Origin of the sequence: Kitasatospora sp. NPDC056184 (assembly GCF_042268405.1) — a bacterium.
GTDB lineage: Bacteria > Actinomycetota > Actinomycetes > Streptomycetales > Streptomycetaceae > Kitasatospora.
Map to the genome: position 1 here is coordinate 30,746 of NZ_JBHJUI010000038.1, position 16,380 is coordinate 47,125.

The following is a 16,380-nucleotide window of genomic DNA, read 5'->3' on the forward strand; positions in this document are numbered from 1 at the left end:
GGTCGTCCGGATCGGGCGCGCGCTACGGGCGCCGGGCCCTGCGCCTCCGGAGCTCCACGAGCGCCCCGCCGAGGGCGGTGAACGCCGCGGCCGCGACGGCCATCGGTACGACCCGGTCCTGGCCGGTGCTCGCCAGCTGTGACCCGGGTGCCGGACTCGGCGCACCTGGTGTGCGCGGCGTTGCCGGTGTCACCGCCGCTGTCGGTGTCGCCGCCACCACCGGACTCACCGGCGCCACCGGCGCCGGGGTGGTCGGCGTGCCCGTGCCCGACGCGGTCGGCGTGCTCGGTGTGGGAGCGGGCAGCAGGCGGTTGACCACGGTCGCGGAGACGCCGTCATCGAGGTTCTCGGAGTCCAGCACCAGCGGGCCGGACACCGGGTCGTCCGGCGCCGCGTAGCCCCGGGGCGGGTCGACCTCCTGCCAGTAGTAGGTCCCCGGTTCGGCCGTGGACGTGCAGACTCCGTCGGCCCCGGTGGTACAGGGCTCGCCGACCCGTGTGTCCGGCGCCGCCCCGGAGGTCTGCGGCCCGCCGGTGCCATTGCTCTCCCGCCACAGCGCGAACGTCGCCCCCGCCAGCGGCTTGCCGTCCTGGTCGTGCTTGACCAGGCGCACCGCGCCCTCCTGCCGGCGGAAGCCGAGGTCGAAGGTGTGGTCGTTCTGGCCCGGCCCGCCGGTGGTCAGCCTCCGCTCCGGGTAGCGGGCGCCCTCCGGGACGGTGCCCTTGGAGTCGACGAAGCGGTTGTCGCCGACGCCCGCCTCGGTCGGCACCCACCGGTACAGCGGCCCGCCCGGCGCGTAGTCCGCCGGATTGTCCATCCTGATCGTGTACGTGGTCCTCGGCTTCAGACCGCCGGGCACGTTCGCGTCGTCGAAGTAGTACTCGCCGCGCGGCGACGTCGTCGTCGACGCGACCGGCTTGCCCGACTCGTCGTAGAGGTTGACGGTGGCACCGGGGACCGGGCGCTGGCTCGGGCTCTGGACGCCCTTGCGCTCGGCGTCGTACCAGACCCGGTTGCCGATCTGCAGCGGCGCCTGGTCGCAGAGCACCTCCAGGTCGCCCATCGAAGCACCCTTCCCGAAGGCGGGCCTGGCGGTCGAGGGGTTCAGGCCCAGGCCGGAGCCCGGGGTCCGCGTCCCGTCGCGCCCGGTGAACATCGTGCCGACGGTCCACATGACGTCGGTGGGGTCCACGGCCGAGATCGCGATGGAGTCCTCCACCTTCGACAGCGCCATGCCGGCGTAGGCCGCGTTCGGATGGTTGCCCTGGAAGGTGCCCACGCTGAAGAACCTGGTCCCCCGCACCGTCGTCCCGCAACCGAGGTTCACGTCCATCACGTACACGCCGCCCGACAGGCACGCCTTGTTCAGGTCGCCGCCGGAAGCGAAGCTGTGGTACGTCGCGGGGTCCCCGGACCGCTGGAACGCCGTCGCCTTGTCGGTGTGCCGGTCGCGGAACGCCAGCAGCATCGAGCCGTCGGTCTCGAAGGCGATCTCGGCCAGCTCCGGCTCGGGGTTGGCGTAGAAGCCGGTGCCGGTGCACGCCTTGCCGTTCTGCTCCGCGGGGATCGTGTCCGTCCACGGGAACCAGCCGGCCCCGGGGCAGAGCCCCTTGGCCGTGATCGCCCGCGGGTAGTCCAGGGGCTGGTCCAGCACCGCCTTGCCGAAGGCCCCCGTCGCCGGGTCGAAGGGCAGGACGACCGCGCGCAGGTCCGAGACCTTCCCGGTCGACTCGCCCGAACAGACACCGCCGAGGTACCCGACGCCGTCCTGCAGGCCCAGCCCGAACGGGCGCCAGTCCCCCGACGACGGGCAGCCCGGGTCCGGAACGGCGTAGGAGGCCTCCGGCGCCGCCGCGGTCGCCCGGGTGGCGTCGTAGCGGTACAGCCTGCGGTTGCCGAGGTTGACGACGAACAGGTCGCGGCCGTCCTCGGAGACCTTCAGGGCGCCCAGGCTCTCCTTGCCCGCCGCCGAGAGGAAGGCGTCGTCGGCGGCGCCGACCCCGTGCACCGACGCTCCGGCGTCCGGGACGGTGGTGAACAGCGACGTCGTCCGGTTCGCCACGTCGGTGACGTAGATCGCGCCGGCGCCCCCGGGCCCGTACGTGGAGTCCCGTTTGGCCAGCGCCGAACTGAACAGCCGTTTACCGGGCTTGCTCCACCCGATGCCGTAGACGGTGCCGGTCTCGGCGTTCGTGGCCAGGTCGGTCGTGTCCGTCTTGTCCCCGCGCGCACCGTAGGGGAACGTCACCAGCGTGCGCGGGTTCTTCGGCTCGCTCGTCGCGGGCTGGCAGGCCGTGACCAGCGGCGCGTTCTTCTGGCAGTAGTCGCCGGGATTCCACAGACCCGTGGTGTACGCCACGTCCTTGCCGCCGCCGAGGTCGACGAACTCCTCGTTGCTGCTCAGCCGGTTCGGCCCGCCGTCCAGCCCCTCCCGCGACGCGAACGCCGGGAACAGCACCCCCGGCTTCGGATTCACCACCTGGACCCGGTACCTGCCACTGGCGGACCGCGCCGCCCCCGGAGCCAGCGTGACCGTGCCGTCCGCGGCCGTCACCCCGCTGACCGCCACGCCGCCGTCATCGGTGAGCGTCACCGTGACACCGCCGATCCCCGGCTCCAGCACCGGAGTCCACACCCCGGTGGTGTCGACCGCCCGCACCACCCGGACCGTCACCGACCCGTCCTCCACCTGCGGATACGCCGCCGGAGCCGCCAGCATCGAACAACTGCCGATCCCCACGGCGAGCACCACGGCCCGCCCCACCGACCGCCACCGGCCCGGCCCGCGCGGCGCGCCGTTCATCTCTTCACTTGTAGCTGTCATTCCCGCTCTCATCGTTCAGGCGATGATCCGCCTTTATGAACGCGAAGCTTAAGGGAGACTCAACAACCACCTCACCACAGCACCCAATTGACCCGCCGACACCCCATTCCCACCTGGACCGGACAACCCCCTCGACACCACCGCGGACCCGCGCCCTATCCCCGGCGCTCGGACTCGCGCAACAGCCGGCGTACGACCGCGTGCCGACCGGAGTCATGGGCGAGCAGGAATGCGCGCAGGCGGTCCGCATGCTGCTCGCTGCTGCACTGCAGGGGCAGCACGACCGCGTACTCCTCTCCCTGGGGGACGAAGGAGAGCTCGCGGAGCATCGGGACCTGCGGGTCCGTGACGAACTGCTCGACCCTCGCGACGACCTCGTCGGTGCCCACACCGGCCGGCACGACCAGCTCGCCCGCCTCGGCCTTGGTGCGGTAGAAGCGCAGCATCTCCTCGGCGAAGGCGGCACGCATCTCGTCCTGGACCTCCGGAGTGCGGCAGCGGTCGAGGAGGGCGCCGCAGGCTTCCCGGTCGGGCAGGACACCCAGGACCAGTCGGTGACGCAGCTCCATGGTGCGGCGTCGGGAGGTGTCGCTCAGGTACATCTGCACGGTCCGGGCGGAGAGCGTGGTGAACCGTTCCCCGGCGTCGGTGAGACGCAGCCAGAGGTCCCAGTCCTCCATGCCCGTGTGCTCGACCGTCCAGCCGCCGACGCTCTCCGGCAGACCCCGCAGGTGACCGACCCGGGAGGGCTCGAAGAACGCCCACAGCAGCTGGAGGTCGGGGTGCCACACCGCGTTCAGCAGGTCCGACTGGTACTGCTCCTCGTCCTGCTGGTTGAAGCCGCTGCTCGCCGTCACCACCAGGCGGGCGCCGTCGGCGAACGCCCCCTGCAGGGCGGCGAGATGGCCCGGCAGCCAGCGGTCGTCGCTGTCCAGGTACGCGATGGCGGGGGCGGTGGAGGCGGCGAGCCCGATGTTGCGGGGGCCGCCCGGGTGGCCGTGGTGCGACGTCCGGATGAGGCTGATCCTGGGGTCGCCGTAGGAGCGGACGACGTCGTCGGTGTCGTCGGTGCTGCCGTCGGAGACCACCAGCAGCCGCCAGTCGGTGAACGTCTGGGCGAGGACGCTGTCGATCGTCGGCCGGATGGCCTGCGAGCGGTTCCAGGCCGGGCAGACAATGTCGATCGCCGCCGTGTTCAAGGCTTCCCCCACAGGTGTCCTGGCTGATGTCCGGTCGGGCGCCCTCGCGCCGTCGGCGTCACGCTGGCCCCCGGGCCTACAGATCGGCTATGCGGGCCCGGGCGGGGGGCCGTAGGAAACCTGTAGAGCGGCGCCACAGGCTCGGGGGGACAGCCTTTCCGCGCGCACAAGTGAGGTGTTTCACCGTGGCCAACCCGTTCGAGAACGACGATGCGCCGTACTTCGTCCTGGTCAACGACGAGGGCCAGCACTCGTTGTGGCCGACGTTCGCCGAGGTTCCGGCCGGCTGGCAGGTGGCGCACGGCGAGGACACCCGCACGGCGTGCCTGGAGTACGTGGAGCAGAACTGGACGGACATGCGCCCGCTGAGCCTGGTCCGTGAGATGGCGGGCGACACGGTCTGACGAAGGCCGACCCGCCGAACCACCGGCACCACCGGCAGCACCGAACAGCGCAGAGGCCGCGGTCGACCCCGCGGCCTCTGCGCTGTTTCCACAGCCGGAAGCCCCCTGGCCGGGCCCCGCTCGCGCGGGCCCGGCCAGGGGGCTGGGTCACTCCGCCCCGTGCCGGCCCTCCGTCTCGGCCACGAGGAAGGTGGCGAGCTGCTCGATGGTCGGGTGGTCCCAGACCACGGTGGGGTCGACCGGGATCGCGAGCCGTTCCTCGACGTCGGCGGCGAACGCCAGCACGGCGATCGAGTCCAACCCGTACTCGCCGAGCTCACGGTCGGGGGAAACGGGTTCCGCCAGTTCCGGCAGGTACTCGCCGACACGAGCCACCAGCCAGTCCACCAGTTCCTCGACGGTCGCCGAAGCGGTGCCGGGCTTGTCCATCTGCAGTGTCCTCCTTGATCGGTGAATGGTCGGGCCTGAACGGTCGGGCCGCAGGCCTCATCGATAGCGGCGGTCCGACAGCCCGAAGCCGCGGACCTCGTCGTCCCGCTCGAACAGCTCCTCGATCAACGCGTCCTCGACCTCGCCGGGCAGGTCCGCCGGTCGGCCGGAGGCAGCGGGCGCCAGTCGGGTGAGCGCGGCGACCAGCCAGGGCGGCCGGGCGAGGAAGGTGTCGGCCGGCGCGTGCCGTTGGATTCCCAGACAGGCGGAGGCCGCGAGCAGCGCCGCGTACTCCGCGCCGAGCTCACGCACCGCCACGGGCGCGGCGATGGAGAGGTCCGCGGGCCGCAGCCCCGCGCAGGCCTCCGCCAGGGTGCGCAGGCGGGCGGCGCTCCGTTCGGCGAGCGGCCGCAGCTCCGCCGGCAGGGACCCGTCCTCGGGGGCGGCGTTGAGCGCGGCGGCGAGCACGTCCCGGCCGCCCGCGGAGACCCGCAGCCCGGGGAGGTCGAGCGGCGGGAGTTCACCGTCGGCGGTGAACAGTTCGGCCGGGGCCGGGGCGCTCTCGCGCCAGGAGCGACGGGCCAGCGAGGGCAGCTGGGGCAGCAGCGCGGACAGACAGGCGGCTCGGGCGATGTGCCCGAAGCCGACCGGCTTGACGTCCCGCGCCATCTTCTGGAACACGGCGTGCTCGCCGTCGCGGCGGTAGAACTCCGAGCCCATCACCAGCGACAGCTGTTCCACGGCGTCCAGCAGCAGGCCGGCCAGCAGGTACTTCACCGCCGGCGCGTACGCACTGCCCGACTCCGGTCGCACGTGCAGCGACCGGGCGGCCACCGTGGCGAAGGCCTCGCAGAGCAGCAGGTCGGCGAAGGCATTGGCGAGGGTGCTGCGCACCATCGGGATGTCGGCGGCAGTGCGGCCGTACAGCCGGCGGCGGCGGACGTGGTGCAGGGTGACGCGCAGGGCGGTGTCGAGGATCGCGGTGCTCATCCCGGGCAGTGCGATCCGGGTGAGCTGGAACGCGCGGGCCGCGGTCTCCAGGCCTGTCCCGGGGGCGCCGACGAGGTCGTCGGGGGTGACCGGGAGGTCCTCCACCCGGATGCCGCCGAGGAGGACCCCGCGCATGCCGACCGACCGGAAGCGCGCCAGTCGGGTCACCCTGGCGGGATCGAAGGCGGTGACCGGGAGGTAGAACTGGGAGCAGCCCCGAGGGCCTCCGGCCGGGTCGGTGCGGGCCAGGAACACCACGCCATGGGCCCGGTCCAGGTTCGAGATGCTCTCCTTGCGGCCGTTGAGCCGGTGGCCTCCGGCGGTCGGGACGGCGGCGAAGTCGATCGAGCCGATGTCATTGCCGTGGGCGAGTTCGTGGAAGGCGCAGGAGAGCTTGCCGCCGCCGAGCAGGAGGTCGGCCACCTGCCGCTGCTGGGACCCGGAGCCCGCCGTCCAGAGGTTGACGGCGCCGAGCAGCGAGCTGGCGCAGTGGCCGAGGCCCAGGCTCGGGTCGCGCCGGTAGACCGAGCGCATGAGGTCGACCAGGTGGTCGGCGCGGCGCAGTCGTCCGCCGAGACGCTCGGGGACGAACTCGGCGAGCACACCGAAGTCGTCCAGGGCGCGTTCACCGCCCTCCGGGGTGCGTTCGGCCTCGTCGGCCGCCACCACGGCCGCGAAGCCCGCCGGGTTGTCGGCGTCCCACGGGTCGCCGAACCGGTCTTCGAGGAGCGCGATGCGGGCGTCGACGCCGGCCTCGGCGAGGGCGTCGGCGGCCGGGACCGGGCGTGGATCGGGGCGGACGGCGGCGGTCACCGGAGGTCCTCCAACGGTTGACGGAGCAGGGAGGCGTGCGCTCCGGCATCGGAGAGCAGGAGGCGCCCGAGTTCGTCGAAGACGGCGTCCGGTCGCTCGCCGGTCCCGTCCCCGACCTGTTCGAGCACGAGGGCCAGGCAGCCGCGCAGCCAGCTGCCGCCGCGCCACCAGTCGTCCTCGGCGCGGTCGGGGTTGGCCGTCCAGAGGGCCAGGGCGGCGGCGCCGGCCCAGCACCACTCGTACGTCTCGGCGAGCCGCATGGTCGCGGTGGCGGGCGCTCCGGCGGCCGGGCGCAGCGTGCGCACCGCGTCGAGCAGTTCGCGCTTCGCGGCGGCGAGCGCCCGTGCCGGCCGGTCGGCGCCCCCGGAGCGCTCGGGGTCGACGCCGGCGGCCAGCGCGTCCAGGGCGCCGAGCACGGTGTCGCCCCGGCTGAGCGAGAGCAGGGCGTCCGTGTCGAGCGGCGCGGGGGTGCGGTCGGCGCGCAGCCAGTCGGCGACGCGGCCCGAACCGGGGGCGGTCGCCGGGGTCCGGGCCAGCAGCGGCAGGTGGGCGGCGAGTGCGCTGCGGTTCACCCAGGTGCTGCCGTCGAAGATCGAGACGATCTGGTGGTCGCGGTCCAGCTTGCCGAACGCCCCGTAGCCCCCGACGTCCCGCAGGAAGCTGCGGGCGCCCAACAAATCGCCGATGAGGCGGAGTTGTCCTTGGACGAGGGTGGGGGCGAGCGCCTTGGCGATCGCCGAGACGGCGGCCAGTTCGCCGGGCGCCTCGTGCGCGACGGCGGTGGAGGCGGCGGCCAGCGACTCGGCCAGCATCAGCCGGGCGACCGCCCTTCCGGCCACCACCCTGGCGTGCGGGAGGTCGGCGAGCTGGCGGCCGTGCAGCATCCGCTCGCCCAGGAAGCGGCGCAGGAGCCGCAGTCCGTGGTCACCCGCGCCGAGCGACAGGGCCACGCACGCGGTGCGCGTCAACTGGAGGGACTTGAGAGAGAGTTCGATGCCGTGCCCCTCGGCACCGATCAGCGCGTGACCGGGCACCAGGGCGTCGACGAACTCGGCCCCGCTGATGTCCGCGCCTCGGATGCCGTGGGTCGGCAGCTTGGGCAGCGGGAGGACGGCGCCGCCGGCGAGTTCCCGCTTGTCCACCAGGAAGACGCTGAAGCCCCGCGGGCCACCGGCCTCCTCGGTCCGGGCGAGGACGCACAGGAACCGGCCCCGGGTGGCGTTGTTCACCGGCCACTTCCGCCCGTTCAGCCGCCAGCCCGCGCCGTCCCTGACGGCCGTGAGCTCGCCGGACAGCAGGTCGCTGCCGTGGTCCGGTTCGGTGAGGCCCCAGGAGACGGCCTCGCCCGCGAGGACGTGCCGGGCGAGACCTCCGGCCTGGGCCGGGTCGCCGCCGATCCACACCGAGACGGCGCCGAGGAAGGTCTTGCCGTGGGCCACCGCGACCGTGACGTCCCGGGCGGCGACCTCGCGCAGCTCCGCCTGCAGCCGGTCCAGGCGCTCCAGCCGGCCGCCGTGGCGGACCGGGACGTACTGCGCGGGCAGCCCGCGGCCGTCCAGGGCGGCACAGGCCTCGGCCGGGAAGGACCCGGCCTCGTCGTGACGGGCCAGCAGGTCCGGGTCGAAGGGGCCGCCCGGTTCCGACCAGCGTTCGATCTCGGACGCCAGGCCGGGCGCGTGGTCCACCGGGGTCATCGGGACTCCTCCGCGGCCGCCTCGGCGCGGGCCCGGTAGCCGTCGGCGAAGACCGGCCGCAGCTCCCCGTCGAGGTACTGGGCGCGCATCTCGGCACGGCGGACCTTGCCGCTGGTGGTGCGCTGGACACCGCCCCGGCGCATCAGCAGCACGGCGTGCGCGCGCAGGCCGAACTCCTTGGACACCGTGGTGCGCACCTTGCCGACGAGGTCGGCGAGATCCGGCTCCGGGGCGAGCCGGCGGATCTCGTGGATCAGCACCAGGCGGTCCTCGCCCTCCCCCTCGCCGGGGACCGTCACCACGGCACCGACGGTGTCGCGCAGCTGCTCGTGCTGCCGGCGCAGTTCGTGCTCGATGTCGTGCGGGTAGATGTTGCGGCCGCGGATGATCATCATCTCCTTGATCCGGCCGGTGACGTACAGCTCCCCGTCGACGAGCGTGCCGAGGTCCCCGGTGCGCAGGAATCCGCCCACCGTGCCGACGGTCCGTCCGAAGGTCTCGCGGGTGGCCGCCTCGTTGCGCCAGTAGCCGCGCACCACGGAGGGGCCGCTCAGCCAGATCTCGCCGACCTGCCCGGCCGCCAGCTCGTCCTGGGTCGCCGGGTCGACGATCCGGACGTCCAGGTCACGGGGAGCGCCGCAGCTGACCAGGGTGCGGACCGGCCCGTCGGCGGCCGGGCGGACGACGTCCTGCTCCAGGGCGGCCGCGTCGCAGCTCAGCACCACGGGCTCGCGGCTCGGGGTGGTGGAGACCAGCAGGGTGGCCTCGGCCATGCCGAAGCACGGCGCGAAGGTGTCCGGCCGGAAGCCCGCCGGAGCGAACCTCTCGGCGAAGTCGGCCAGCACCCGGGACTTGACCGGCTCGGACCCGTTGACGGCGTAGCGCCAGCCGGAGAGGTCCAGCCCGGCCAGCTCCTCGTCACGCACCCGCGCGGTGCACAGCTCGTAGGCGAAGTTGGGCGCCGCCGAGAGGGTGACCCCGAAGTTGCCGAACATCTGGAGCCAGGCGCTCGGGCGCCGCAGGAAGGCGGCCGGGCTCATCAGGACGGTGCTGGTGCCGCCGAGCAGCGGCGAGAGCAGCAGCCCCATCAGCCCCATGTCGTGGTAGTTCGGCAGCCAGCCGCCGAAGCGCTGGCCCTCCTCGAAGCGGAAGGCCTCGGCGGTGGTGGCGGCGTTGGCCAGCAGGTTGCCGTGGGTGACCATGCTGCCCTTCGGGTCCGAGGTGGAACCCGAGGTGTACTGCAGCAGCGCCAGGGTGTCCCGGTCGGCCGGCAGCTCCCGGACGTCGGTCACGTCGCGGGTCGGGTCGATCTCCGGGCAGAGCACGGGCACCTCGAAGCCCTCCTGCGCGGCCCAGCCGGCGACCTCGGCGTGGTCGCCGGCGGAGGTGAGCACGCACGCGGCCTCGGCGTCCCGGGCGATGCCGAGGACCCTGCGCTGGTCGTGCCGGTAGCGGCCGGGCATCGAGGAGGGCACGGCGACCATGCCCGCGTAGAGGCAGCCGAGGACGGCGGCCACGAACTCCTTGGAGGTCGGGTAGAGCAGCAGCACCCGGGCGCCCGACTCACAGGTCCGGCCCAGCTCCTGCGCGAAGACCCGGGCCGCGTGGTCGAGTTCGGCGAAGGTGAGCCACTCGGCGGACGCCGGGTCCGCGGGGTCGGAGACGATGGCGACAGCCTGTTCGGCGCCGGTCTTCCGGGCACGCTCCGTGAAGACTGCGCTGACGCTGGTCGCGCTGATGAGGTCCACCATGCTCGGGTTCTCCAGATCGGGGTAGGTGCGGTCGGCGGGCCCGGCCCTCAGGCGACGCCGCGGGCCGTGCGCCGGGTACCGGGCAGCCAGGGTGCGATGGTGTCGAGCACCGGCCCCTCGTCGACGAGGTAGAAGTGGTCGCCGGGCAGGGTCCGCGCGGCGAACCGGCCGGTGGTGCAGGCCCGCCATTCGGCGAGGTCCTCCGGGCTGACGTCCGGGTCGGCGATTCCGCCCAGGGCCAGCAGCGGCGCGCGGAGCGCGACCGGCGGGGAGCGGAAGTAGCGGGCGGCGAGCTTGAAGTCCGCCCGGATCGAGGGCATGACCAGCTCCAGGAGTTCCGGTGCGGCCGCCAGTTCCTCGAAGGACCGGTTGAGCCGGCGCACCTCCTCGATCAGCGTCCGGTCGTCGAGGTCGTCGCGGTCGCGCGGGTCGCGGTGGTGCGGGGCCCGGGAGCCGGAGACGATCACCAGATCGGCCGGGCGGCCGTGGCGGCGCTCCAGTTCCAGCGCCACCTCGTAGACGACGCCGGCGCCCATGCTGTGGCCGAACAGCACCAGCGGCTCGCCCAGGAACGGCTCCAGGGCGTCCGCCGTCGACCGGACGATCTCCGGCATGCTCTCGACCGGGTCCTCCGCCAGCCGGTCCTGCCGGCCCGGGTACTGCACCGCGTGGACCTCGACATCGTGCGGCAGCCCCCGCGGCCAGCCGCGGTAGGCCTGGGCGGTGCCGCCCGCGTGCGGGGCGCACACGATGCGGCAGCGCGGCCGGACGACCTGGTTGCACGCCCGGAGCCACCGGGTGCGGGTCGGGCCGGGAACAGTCACTGTGATCGCCTCCCATGGTGCTCCCGCACAGCACAATCGGCGTCGCTATCAGGCTTCTATAACAGCCGCGACGGCCTTCTATAGGGCGGCGACAGATCGGTGGGCGTCCCGGGGTGGAACGCGAAGGAGCGCTGCTCCGGGTCGGGGGTGTCCCGGAGCAGCGCCCGTCACAGAACGCTGCTCCGGGTCGGGGGTGTCCCGGAGCAGCGCCCGCCTCAGATCTCCGCGCGGCGCAGGGTCTTCCAGGTGACCGCCGCGCTCGCGGCGATCGCCAGGACGAGCGATCCGAGGATCACTGCGGCCAGCATGGAGAAGTTCAGGTTCAGCCCGACGTCGGCCTTGGTGACCTGGGAGAGCCCGGAGGCCATGCCGGCCAGCGGCGGCAGCGTCACCAGGATGCCGAGCGCCGCGCCGATGCCGACCACCAGGGTGGTCTCCCCGACGGAGATGGCCAGCAGCTGCCGGACCGTGCCGCCCGCCGACTTCATCACCGCGAAGTCGCGGCGCCGTCCGTGCGCGGTCATCGCCATGCTGTTGGCGACGGCGATCCCGCTGTAGCCGACGGCGATGACGATCAGCATCGCGGCCAGGCTGTTGGTCAGCCGGGCATCGGTGTTGTAGTCGTCCAGGGCGTACTGGACCGCGTCGTGCACGGCGGTGCCGGGAACCGCGACCGGCTTCGTCTGCTCGGGGACGAAGATGTCGTCGTTGAGCGCGGCCGGGTCGTGGCCGCGGACCAGCCCGCGGGACATCACGAACTCGCCCCGGGCCGGGTCGTCGGGCAGGACCTCGGCGATCCGCAGCTGGACGGTCGCACCGTCGGCGAAGCGCACCGGGTACTGGTCCCCGGTCTTGACGCCCAGCCAGGTCGCGATGGACTCGCCGAGCACCGCCTGACCCGGGCGGTCCCACTTCGGGTCCCGGGAGCCGAGCGCGTCGACCACCACGGTCGAGCCGTCCGCCTTGTGGACGAAGGCACGGGTGGGCAGGGAGGCCTTGCCCACCGGATTGGCGCCGACCACCTCGTCGGTGTTGCCGGGGGTCCCGTCGTTGGTGATGATCACCTGGCCGGCGAGCTTCAGCGCGTCGCCCGCGGGATAGGCCACCCGCATCGTCTCGACCATGCCGCTGAGCAGCACGGCGAACCCGACGGCCGCGATCACCGGGGCCGCCATGGACGCGGCGCGGCGCGCACTCGCCGTGATCTCGGCCCGGATGAGCATCGGCCCGGCCGAGCCCCCGCGGTTGAACGGGCTGGTCGCCGCCCGGCCCACCGGTCCGACGAAGACCGGGGCGAGCAGCGCGGCCGCCACGATCAGCACCATGGTCGCCGCGATCGCCATGTTGACCCGGTTGTCCGCGGCGGCGGTGGCGGTCATCACCGCGAACACCACCCCGAGGCCGAGCACCACCAGGCCGGAGATCAGCCGGGACCGGCTCATCGACCGCTTGCCGGAACGGCTCTCCAGCAGCGCCTCCAGCGGGGCCACCTTGGCGGCCAGCCGGCTCGCCGCCCAGGCGCCGATCACGCTGACGCCGACGCCGATCAGGGTGGCGGTGAGCAGCGGCCACGCGTCCACCTTCACCGCGAGGTCCGACGGGGCGACGTCCAGGTTCACCAGGATGTCGCGAAGCAGCGGTGCGGCCGCGACGCCGAGCAGGCAGCCCGCCAGCGAACCGAGCACGCCGACGGTGGCGGCCTCGCCCAGGACCATCCGGCGCACCTGCCTGCCACTGGCGCCGATCGTCCGGAGCAGGCCGATCTCGCGGCGCCGCAGGCCGGTCGCGAGGACCAGCATGGAGGCGACCACGAAGGACGTGGTGAACAGGCCCAGGGTGGCCATGGCGGCGATCAGCTGGGTGCCGAGGAAGCGCTTGTGGTCGAGGTACTGGGCCTGGATCGTGGAGCGGCCGGTGCCGGTCACCACGCTGCCCTGGTCCCCGACGGCGGTGCGGGCCGCCTCGGCGATCGCTCCGGCGGCGGCGCCGGCGCCACCCACCAGGGCGATCACCCGGGCCCCGGGGTCGCGCTGGGCGGCGGAGTCGTCGCTGAAGTAGTAGCCCGGTCCGTCGACCGTGCCGACCACCGTGAACTCCGTTCGCCCGGCGGTGAGGTTCACGGTCAGCCGCTGGCCGGCCGCCACGCCCAGCGACCGGTCGACGACGACCTCGTCGGCGGCGCCCGGTGCCCGGCCGGAGACCAGGTTGTACGGGGCCAGCCGGGTGCTGGAGAAGCCGTGGCCGGCCTCGGCCGCGCCTTCGTCGGTGACCGGCCGGCCGTCCTGGAACGCCTGGGCGTAGAAGGTGCGGTCGACCACGGCGGCGTCCACGCCGGGCACCGCGCGCAGCTTGGCGACGAGTGCGTCCGCCTCGGCCCTGTTCCACGGGACCCGGTCCTCGGGGCTGCCGGTGCGGTCGTTGGCCTGCGGCGGCAGCACCAGCGCGGCGGTGCCCTCCAGTCGGGGCTGGACGGTCGGCATGGCGGAGTCGTAGATGACGAGGGTGGTCGAGATCAACGCGACGCCGACCAGGACCGCCACGAACGAGGCGAGGAAGCTGCTCCAGCGCTCGCGCACGTTGGCGAGGACCAGCATCAGGACTCCAGTCGGGTCATGTGGGCCGAAATGGCCGCGGCGTTGCTTGCGGTGGACTCCCGGCCGAGGACCACCCGGTCGGCGATCCGGCCGTCCTTGAGGAAGACGACGGTGTCGGCGATCGCGGCGGCCACCGGGTCGTGGGTGACCATGATCGTGGTCTGCGCCTCCTGGTCGACCAGCCGGCGCAGCAGCTGGAGCACCTCGCGGGAGGTCTTGGTGTCCAGCGCGCCGGTGGGCTCGTCGGCGAAGAGCACGTCGGGGCGGGTCACCAGGGCGCGGGCGAGGGCGACGCGCTGCTGCTGGCCGCCGGAGAGCTGGCTCGGCCGGTGCCCGGCCCGCTCGGCCAGCCCGACCGCGCTCAGTGCGGCGGCGACCTGGGAGCGGCTGACCTTGCGGCCGGCGAAGCGGGAGGGCAGTTCGACGTTCTGCGCGGCGGTCAGCGACTCGACCAGGTTGAAGGCCTGGAAGACGAACCCGATGTGGTCGCGCCTCAACTTGGTGCGCTCGCGCTCGTTCTGCGCGCTGATGTCGACTCCTGCCACCATCACCTTGCCGTCCGTCGGCTCGTCGAGACCGGCGGCGCACTGGAGGAGGGTGGACTTCCCGGAACCGGAGGGTCCCATGATCGCGGTGAGGGTTCCGCGCGGAAAGCCGAGCGACACACCGTCCAGCGCGATCACGGCCTGCTCGCCCGAGCCGTAGACCTTGCGAACGGTATAGAGCTGGACCGCGTCCGCGGCGGACGCCTGCTTCGTAGTTGTCACATGGAGCATTCCACCCATTCGGCGCGCCATCGGCATTGATCCGGGCTCTACTTCAAAGGTATTGCCAGCACTACCCTGCTCCGTGCGCCCCCGGGTTAATGTTCTTGGTATGCGTCCCAAAACGGCCTGGCAGGCGATGGCCCAACGCCCGTTGAGCTTCCTCACGTCGAGTTGGCCGTGGCGCTCGGTGGCCTACCTCGCGAGCGGCGTGGTGGTGGGCGCCGCCGCGGTGGCGGTGCTGGCGGCCGGCCTGGTGGTCGGTCTGCTGCTGCTGGTGGTCGTGGTCGGTGTGGCGCCGCTGGTGGGTGTCGTCCTCTCCTCCGGGACGGTGGCGGCCATCGAACGGCGCCGGCTGCGGCTGGTCGACCTCGACGACACCCCGGACCCGCACCAGAAACCGAGCGCTCCGGGCCTGCGCGCCTGGGTCGCCACCCGGTTGAAGGAGCCGGTGACCTGGCGCGAGCTGGGCTTCACCTTGGTCTCGGCCGCCGCGCTGTGGTGGCTGGACCTGCTGGTCCTGGCCTTCTCCTTCGGCGTGCCCGCGCTCTGTTTCGAGGCGGTCGACGGCGTCACCTGGCCGTGGGCCGTCTTCGGGACCTCGGTGCTGCTGGCCTCGCCGTACACGGTGACCTCCTGGGCCGGCGCCCGCGCGGCACTCGCCCGGACCCTGCTCGCCCCGCGCGACGAGGAGCTCGGCATCGCCCTGAAGGAGGTGCACGCCTCCCGGGTCCGGCTGATAGACGCCTTCGACGCCGAGCGGGTGCGGATCGAGCGGGACCTGCACGACGGCGCGCAGCAGCGGCTCATCACGCTGGGAATGACGCTCGGCCTGCTGCAGTTGGACGTCCCGCCGGGATCGTCGCTGAGTGCGCAGCTGGCCCAGGCGCAGGAGCAGCTCTCGGCCGCGCACGAGGAGCTGCGCAGCCTGGTGCGCGGTCTGAACCCTCCGGTGCTGGCGGACCACGGACTGGTCGCGGCCGTACGGGAGCAGGCCAGCCGCTTCCCGATCCCGGTCGAGCTGGACCTGCACCTGCCCGGGCGGCTTCCCTGGCACGTCGAGACCAACGTCTACTACCTGATCAGCGAGGCCATGACCAACATCGCCCGCCACAGCGGTGCCGCGAACGCCAGCGTGTCCGGCCGGTACCACGCCGACCTGCTGGTCCTGGAGATCTCGGACGACGGCTGCGGCGGGGCCGACCCGTCCCTCGGCACCGGCATGACCGGACTCGCCGACCGCCTCACCGCCGTCGACGGGCGCATGCGCGTCTCCAGCCCGGTGGGCGGCCCGACCCTGCTTCACGTGGAGATCCCATGCCACTTCGGGTGATCGTCGCCGAGGACGCCGTCCTCCTGCGGGAAGGCCTGGTCGGCCTGCTGCAACGCTTCGGGCACACCACCATCGCCGCCGTCGGCGATGCGGACGCCCTGATCGAGGCCGTGCACACCGAGCAGCCGGACCTGATCGTCACGGACGTCCGGATGCCGCCGTCGAACAGCGACGACGGGCTGCGCGCGGCCGTGACGCTGCGCCGGGCGTACCCGCGGCTGCCGGTGGTGGTGCTGAGCCAGTATGTCGAGCAGTCGTACGCGATTCGTCTGCTGGACTCGGACGGCGGCGATTCGGTCGGCTATCTGCTGAAGGAGCGGATCGGTGCCGTCAGTGACTTCATGACGACGCTGGACCGGGTGGCGCACGGCGGCACCGTGGTGGACCCGGAGGTGATCCACCAACTGGTGCGACTGCGTCAGGATCCGCTGGAGCGGCTCAGCGCGCGCGAGAAGGAGGTACTGAGCCTGATGGCGCAGGGCCGGTCGAATGCGAGTCTTGCCGCAGAGCTTTTCATCAGCGATGCTGCTGTCAACAAGCATATTGGTAATATCTTCACCAAGCTGGATCTGCCGGTCGACGTCGATGGACACCGCCGCGTTCTGGCGGTTCTGCGTTTCCTCCAGGCGTGACCATCGATAGAACCGATTCCGCCACGAGAGGTCAGAATCGGCCAACCGCTCGACAGCAACACTCGAAAGGATCCAACGGCACGCGCAATCGCCGGATCTAGCCATAGATCATTCAAACGGGGGTTTATT

General features: G+C 72.8%; 12 protein-coding genes. 3 read left to right on the forward strand and 9 right to left on the reverse strand.

The features are described from left to right. Nucleotides 1-22 precede the first annotated feature (22 nt). Nucleotides 23-2,803 carry an SdrD B-like domain-containing protein gene (locus ACFC0B_RS38420; RefSeq protein WP_376097368.1) on the reverse strand — a complete coding sequence of 927 codons (2,781 nt, stop codon included), beginning with the start codon at nucleotides 2,801-2,803 and terminating at the stop codon, nucleotides 23-25. Between the two features lie 176 nt (nucleotides 2,804-2,979). Next, the gene (locus tag ACFC0B_RS38425; protein WP_376097371.1) at nucleotides 2,980-4,035 is read right to left on the reverse strand and encodes a glycosyltransferase family 2 protein; all 1,056 of its coding nucleotides are present in this window, start codon (nucleotides 4,033-4,035) and stop codon (nucleotides 2,980-2,982) included. A gap of 173 nt (nucleotides 4,036-4,208) precedes the next feature. Between ACFC0B_RS38425 and ACFC0B_RS38430 the strand changes: the two genes are divergently transcribed. Further along, nucleotides 4,209-4,427 (forward strand): MbtH family protein, encoded by a 219-nt coding sequence (locus ACFC0B_RS38430; RefSeq protein WP_376097373.1) that lies wholly within the window; start codon nucleotides 4,209-4,211, stop codon nucleotides 4,425-4,427. A gap of 147 nt (nucleotides 4,428-4,574) precedes the next feature. Here the strand turns inward: ACFC0B_RS38430 and ACFC0B_RS38435 are convergent, their stop codons facing one another. From ACFC0B_RS38435 to ACFC0B_RS38465, 7 genes are all read right to left on the reverse strand, one after another. Beyond that, nucleotides 4,575-4,856, reverse strand: coding sequence for an acyl carrier protein (locus ACFC0B_RS38435; protein WP_376097376.1), 282 nt, complete (start codon nucleotides 4,854-4,856; stop codon nucleotides 4,575-4,577). 57 nt (nucleotides 4,857-4,913) lie between these two features. Then, nucleotides 4,914-6,659: an acyl-CoA dehydrogenase family protein gene (locus ACFC0B_RS38440; protein ID WP_376097379.1), complete on the reverse strand. Its 1,746-nt coding sequence runs from the start codon at nucleotides 6,657-6,659 to the stop codon at nucleotides 4,914-4,916. Continuing rightward, the gene (locus tag ACFC0B_RS38445) at nucleotides 6,656-8,353 is read right to left on the reverse strand and encodes an acyl-CoA dehydrogenase family protein (protein WP_376097382.1); all 1,698 of its coding nucleotides are present in this window, start codon (nucleotides 8,351-8,353) and stop codon (nucleotides 6,656-6,658) included. Before ACFC0B_RS38445 ends, ACFC0B_RS38440 begins: the two co-directional genes overlap by 4 nt. Then, nucleotides 8,350-10,104, reverse strand: a complete 1,755-nt coding sequence (locus ACFC0B_RS38450) for a fatty acyl-AMP ligase (RefSeq protein WP_376097385.1) — start codon at nucleotides 10,102-10,104, stop codon at nucleotides 8,350-8,352. The genes ACFC0B_RS38445 and ACFC0B_RS38450 overlap by 4 nt, the downstream gene beginning before the upstream one ends. A gap of 47 nt (nucleotides 10,105-10,151) precedes the next feature. Then, entirely contained in the window at nucleotides 10,152-10,928 is a 777-nt protein-coding gene (locus ACFC0B_RS38455) for a thioesterase II family protein (protein ID WP_376097388.1), read from the reverse strand. A 215-nt stretch (nucleotides 10,929-11,143) separates the two neighbouring features. Continuing rightward, the gene (locus ACFC0B_RS38460; protein WP_376097390.1) at nucleotides 11,144-13,522 is read right to left on the reverse strand and encodes an ABC transporter permease; all 2,379 of its coding nucleotides are present in this window, start codon (nucleotides 13,520-13,522) and stop codon (nucleotides 11,144-11,146) included. After that, on the reverse strand, nucleotides 13,522-14,289 hold the full coding sequence (locus tag ACFC0B_RS38465) for an ABC transporter ATP-binding protein (RefSeq protein WP_376097393.1): 768 nt from the start codon (nucleotides 14,287-14,289) through the stop codon (nucleotides 13,522-13,524). Before ACFC0B_RS38465 ends, ACFC0B_RS38460 begins: the two co-directional genes overlap by 1 nt. Nucleotides 14,290-14,398: 109 nt before the next feature. Between ACFC0B_RS38465 and ACFC0B_RS38470 the strand changes: the two genes are divergently transcribed. Together ACFC0B_RS38470 and ACFC0B_RS38475 are read left to right on the forward strand one after the other, a co-directional pair. Beyond that, nucleotides 14,399-15,619 (forward strand): sensor histidine kinase, encoded by a 1,221-nt coding sequence (locus ACFC0B_RS38470; protein WP_376097397.1) that lies wholly within the window; start codon nucleotides 14,399-14,401, stop codon nucleotides 15,617-15,619. Next, complete coding sequence (locus tag ACFC0B_RS38475) at nucleotides 15,604-16,251, forward strand: response regulator (RefSeq protein ID WP_376097400.1); 648 nt, start codon at nucleotides 15,604-15,606, stop codon at nucleotides 16,249-16,251. Before ACFC0B_RS38470 ends, ACFC0B_RS38475 begins: the two co-directional genes overlap by 16 nt. Nucleotides 16,252-16,380 lie beyond the last annotated feature (129 nt).

What these genes read in the sequence shown, in the direction of transcription:
- ACFC0B_RS38420 (WP_376097368.1), bottom strand. Translation starts at nt 2,803, where the DNA reads ATGAACGGCGCGCCGCGCGGGCCGGGCCGGTGGCGGTCGGTGGGGCGG.
- ACFC0B_RS38435 (WP_376097376.1), bottom strand. Translation starts at nt 4,856, where the DNA reads ATGGACAAGCCCGGCACCGCTTCGGCGACCGTCGAGGAACTGGTGGAC.
- ACFC0B_RS38445 (WP_376097382.1), bottom strand. Translation starts at nt 8,353, where the DNA reads ATGACCCCGGTGGACCACGCGCCCGGCCTGGCGTCCGAGATCGAACGC.
- ACFC0B_RS38450 (WP_376097385.1), bottom strand. Translation starts at nt 10,104, where the DNA reads ATGGTGGACCTCATCAGCGCGACCAGCGTCAGCGCAGTCTTCACGGAG.
- ACFC0B_RS38460 (WP_376097390.1), bottom strand. Translation starts at nt 13,522, where the DNA reads ATGCTGGTCCTCGCCAACGTGCGCGAGCGCTGGAGCAGCTTCCTCGCC.
- ACFC0B_RS38470 (WP_376097397.1), top strand. Translation starts at nt 14,399, where the DNA reads ATGCGTCCCAAAACGGCCTGGCAGGCGATGGCCCAACGCCCGTTGAGC.
- ACFC0B_RS38475 (WP_376097400.1), top strand. Translation starts at nt 15,604, where the DNA reads ATGCCACTTCGGGTGATCGTCGCCGAGGACGCCGTCCTCCTGCGGGAA.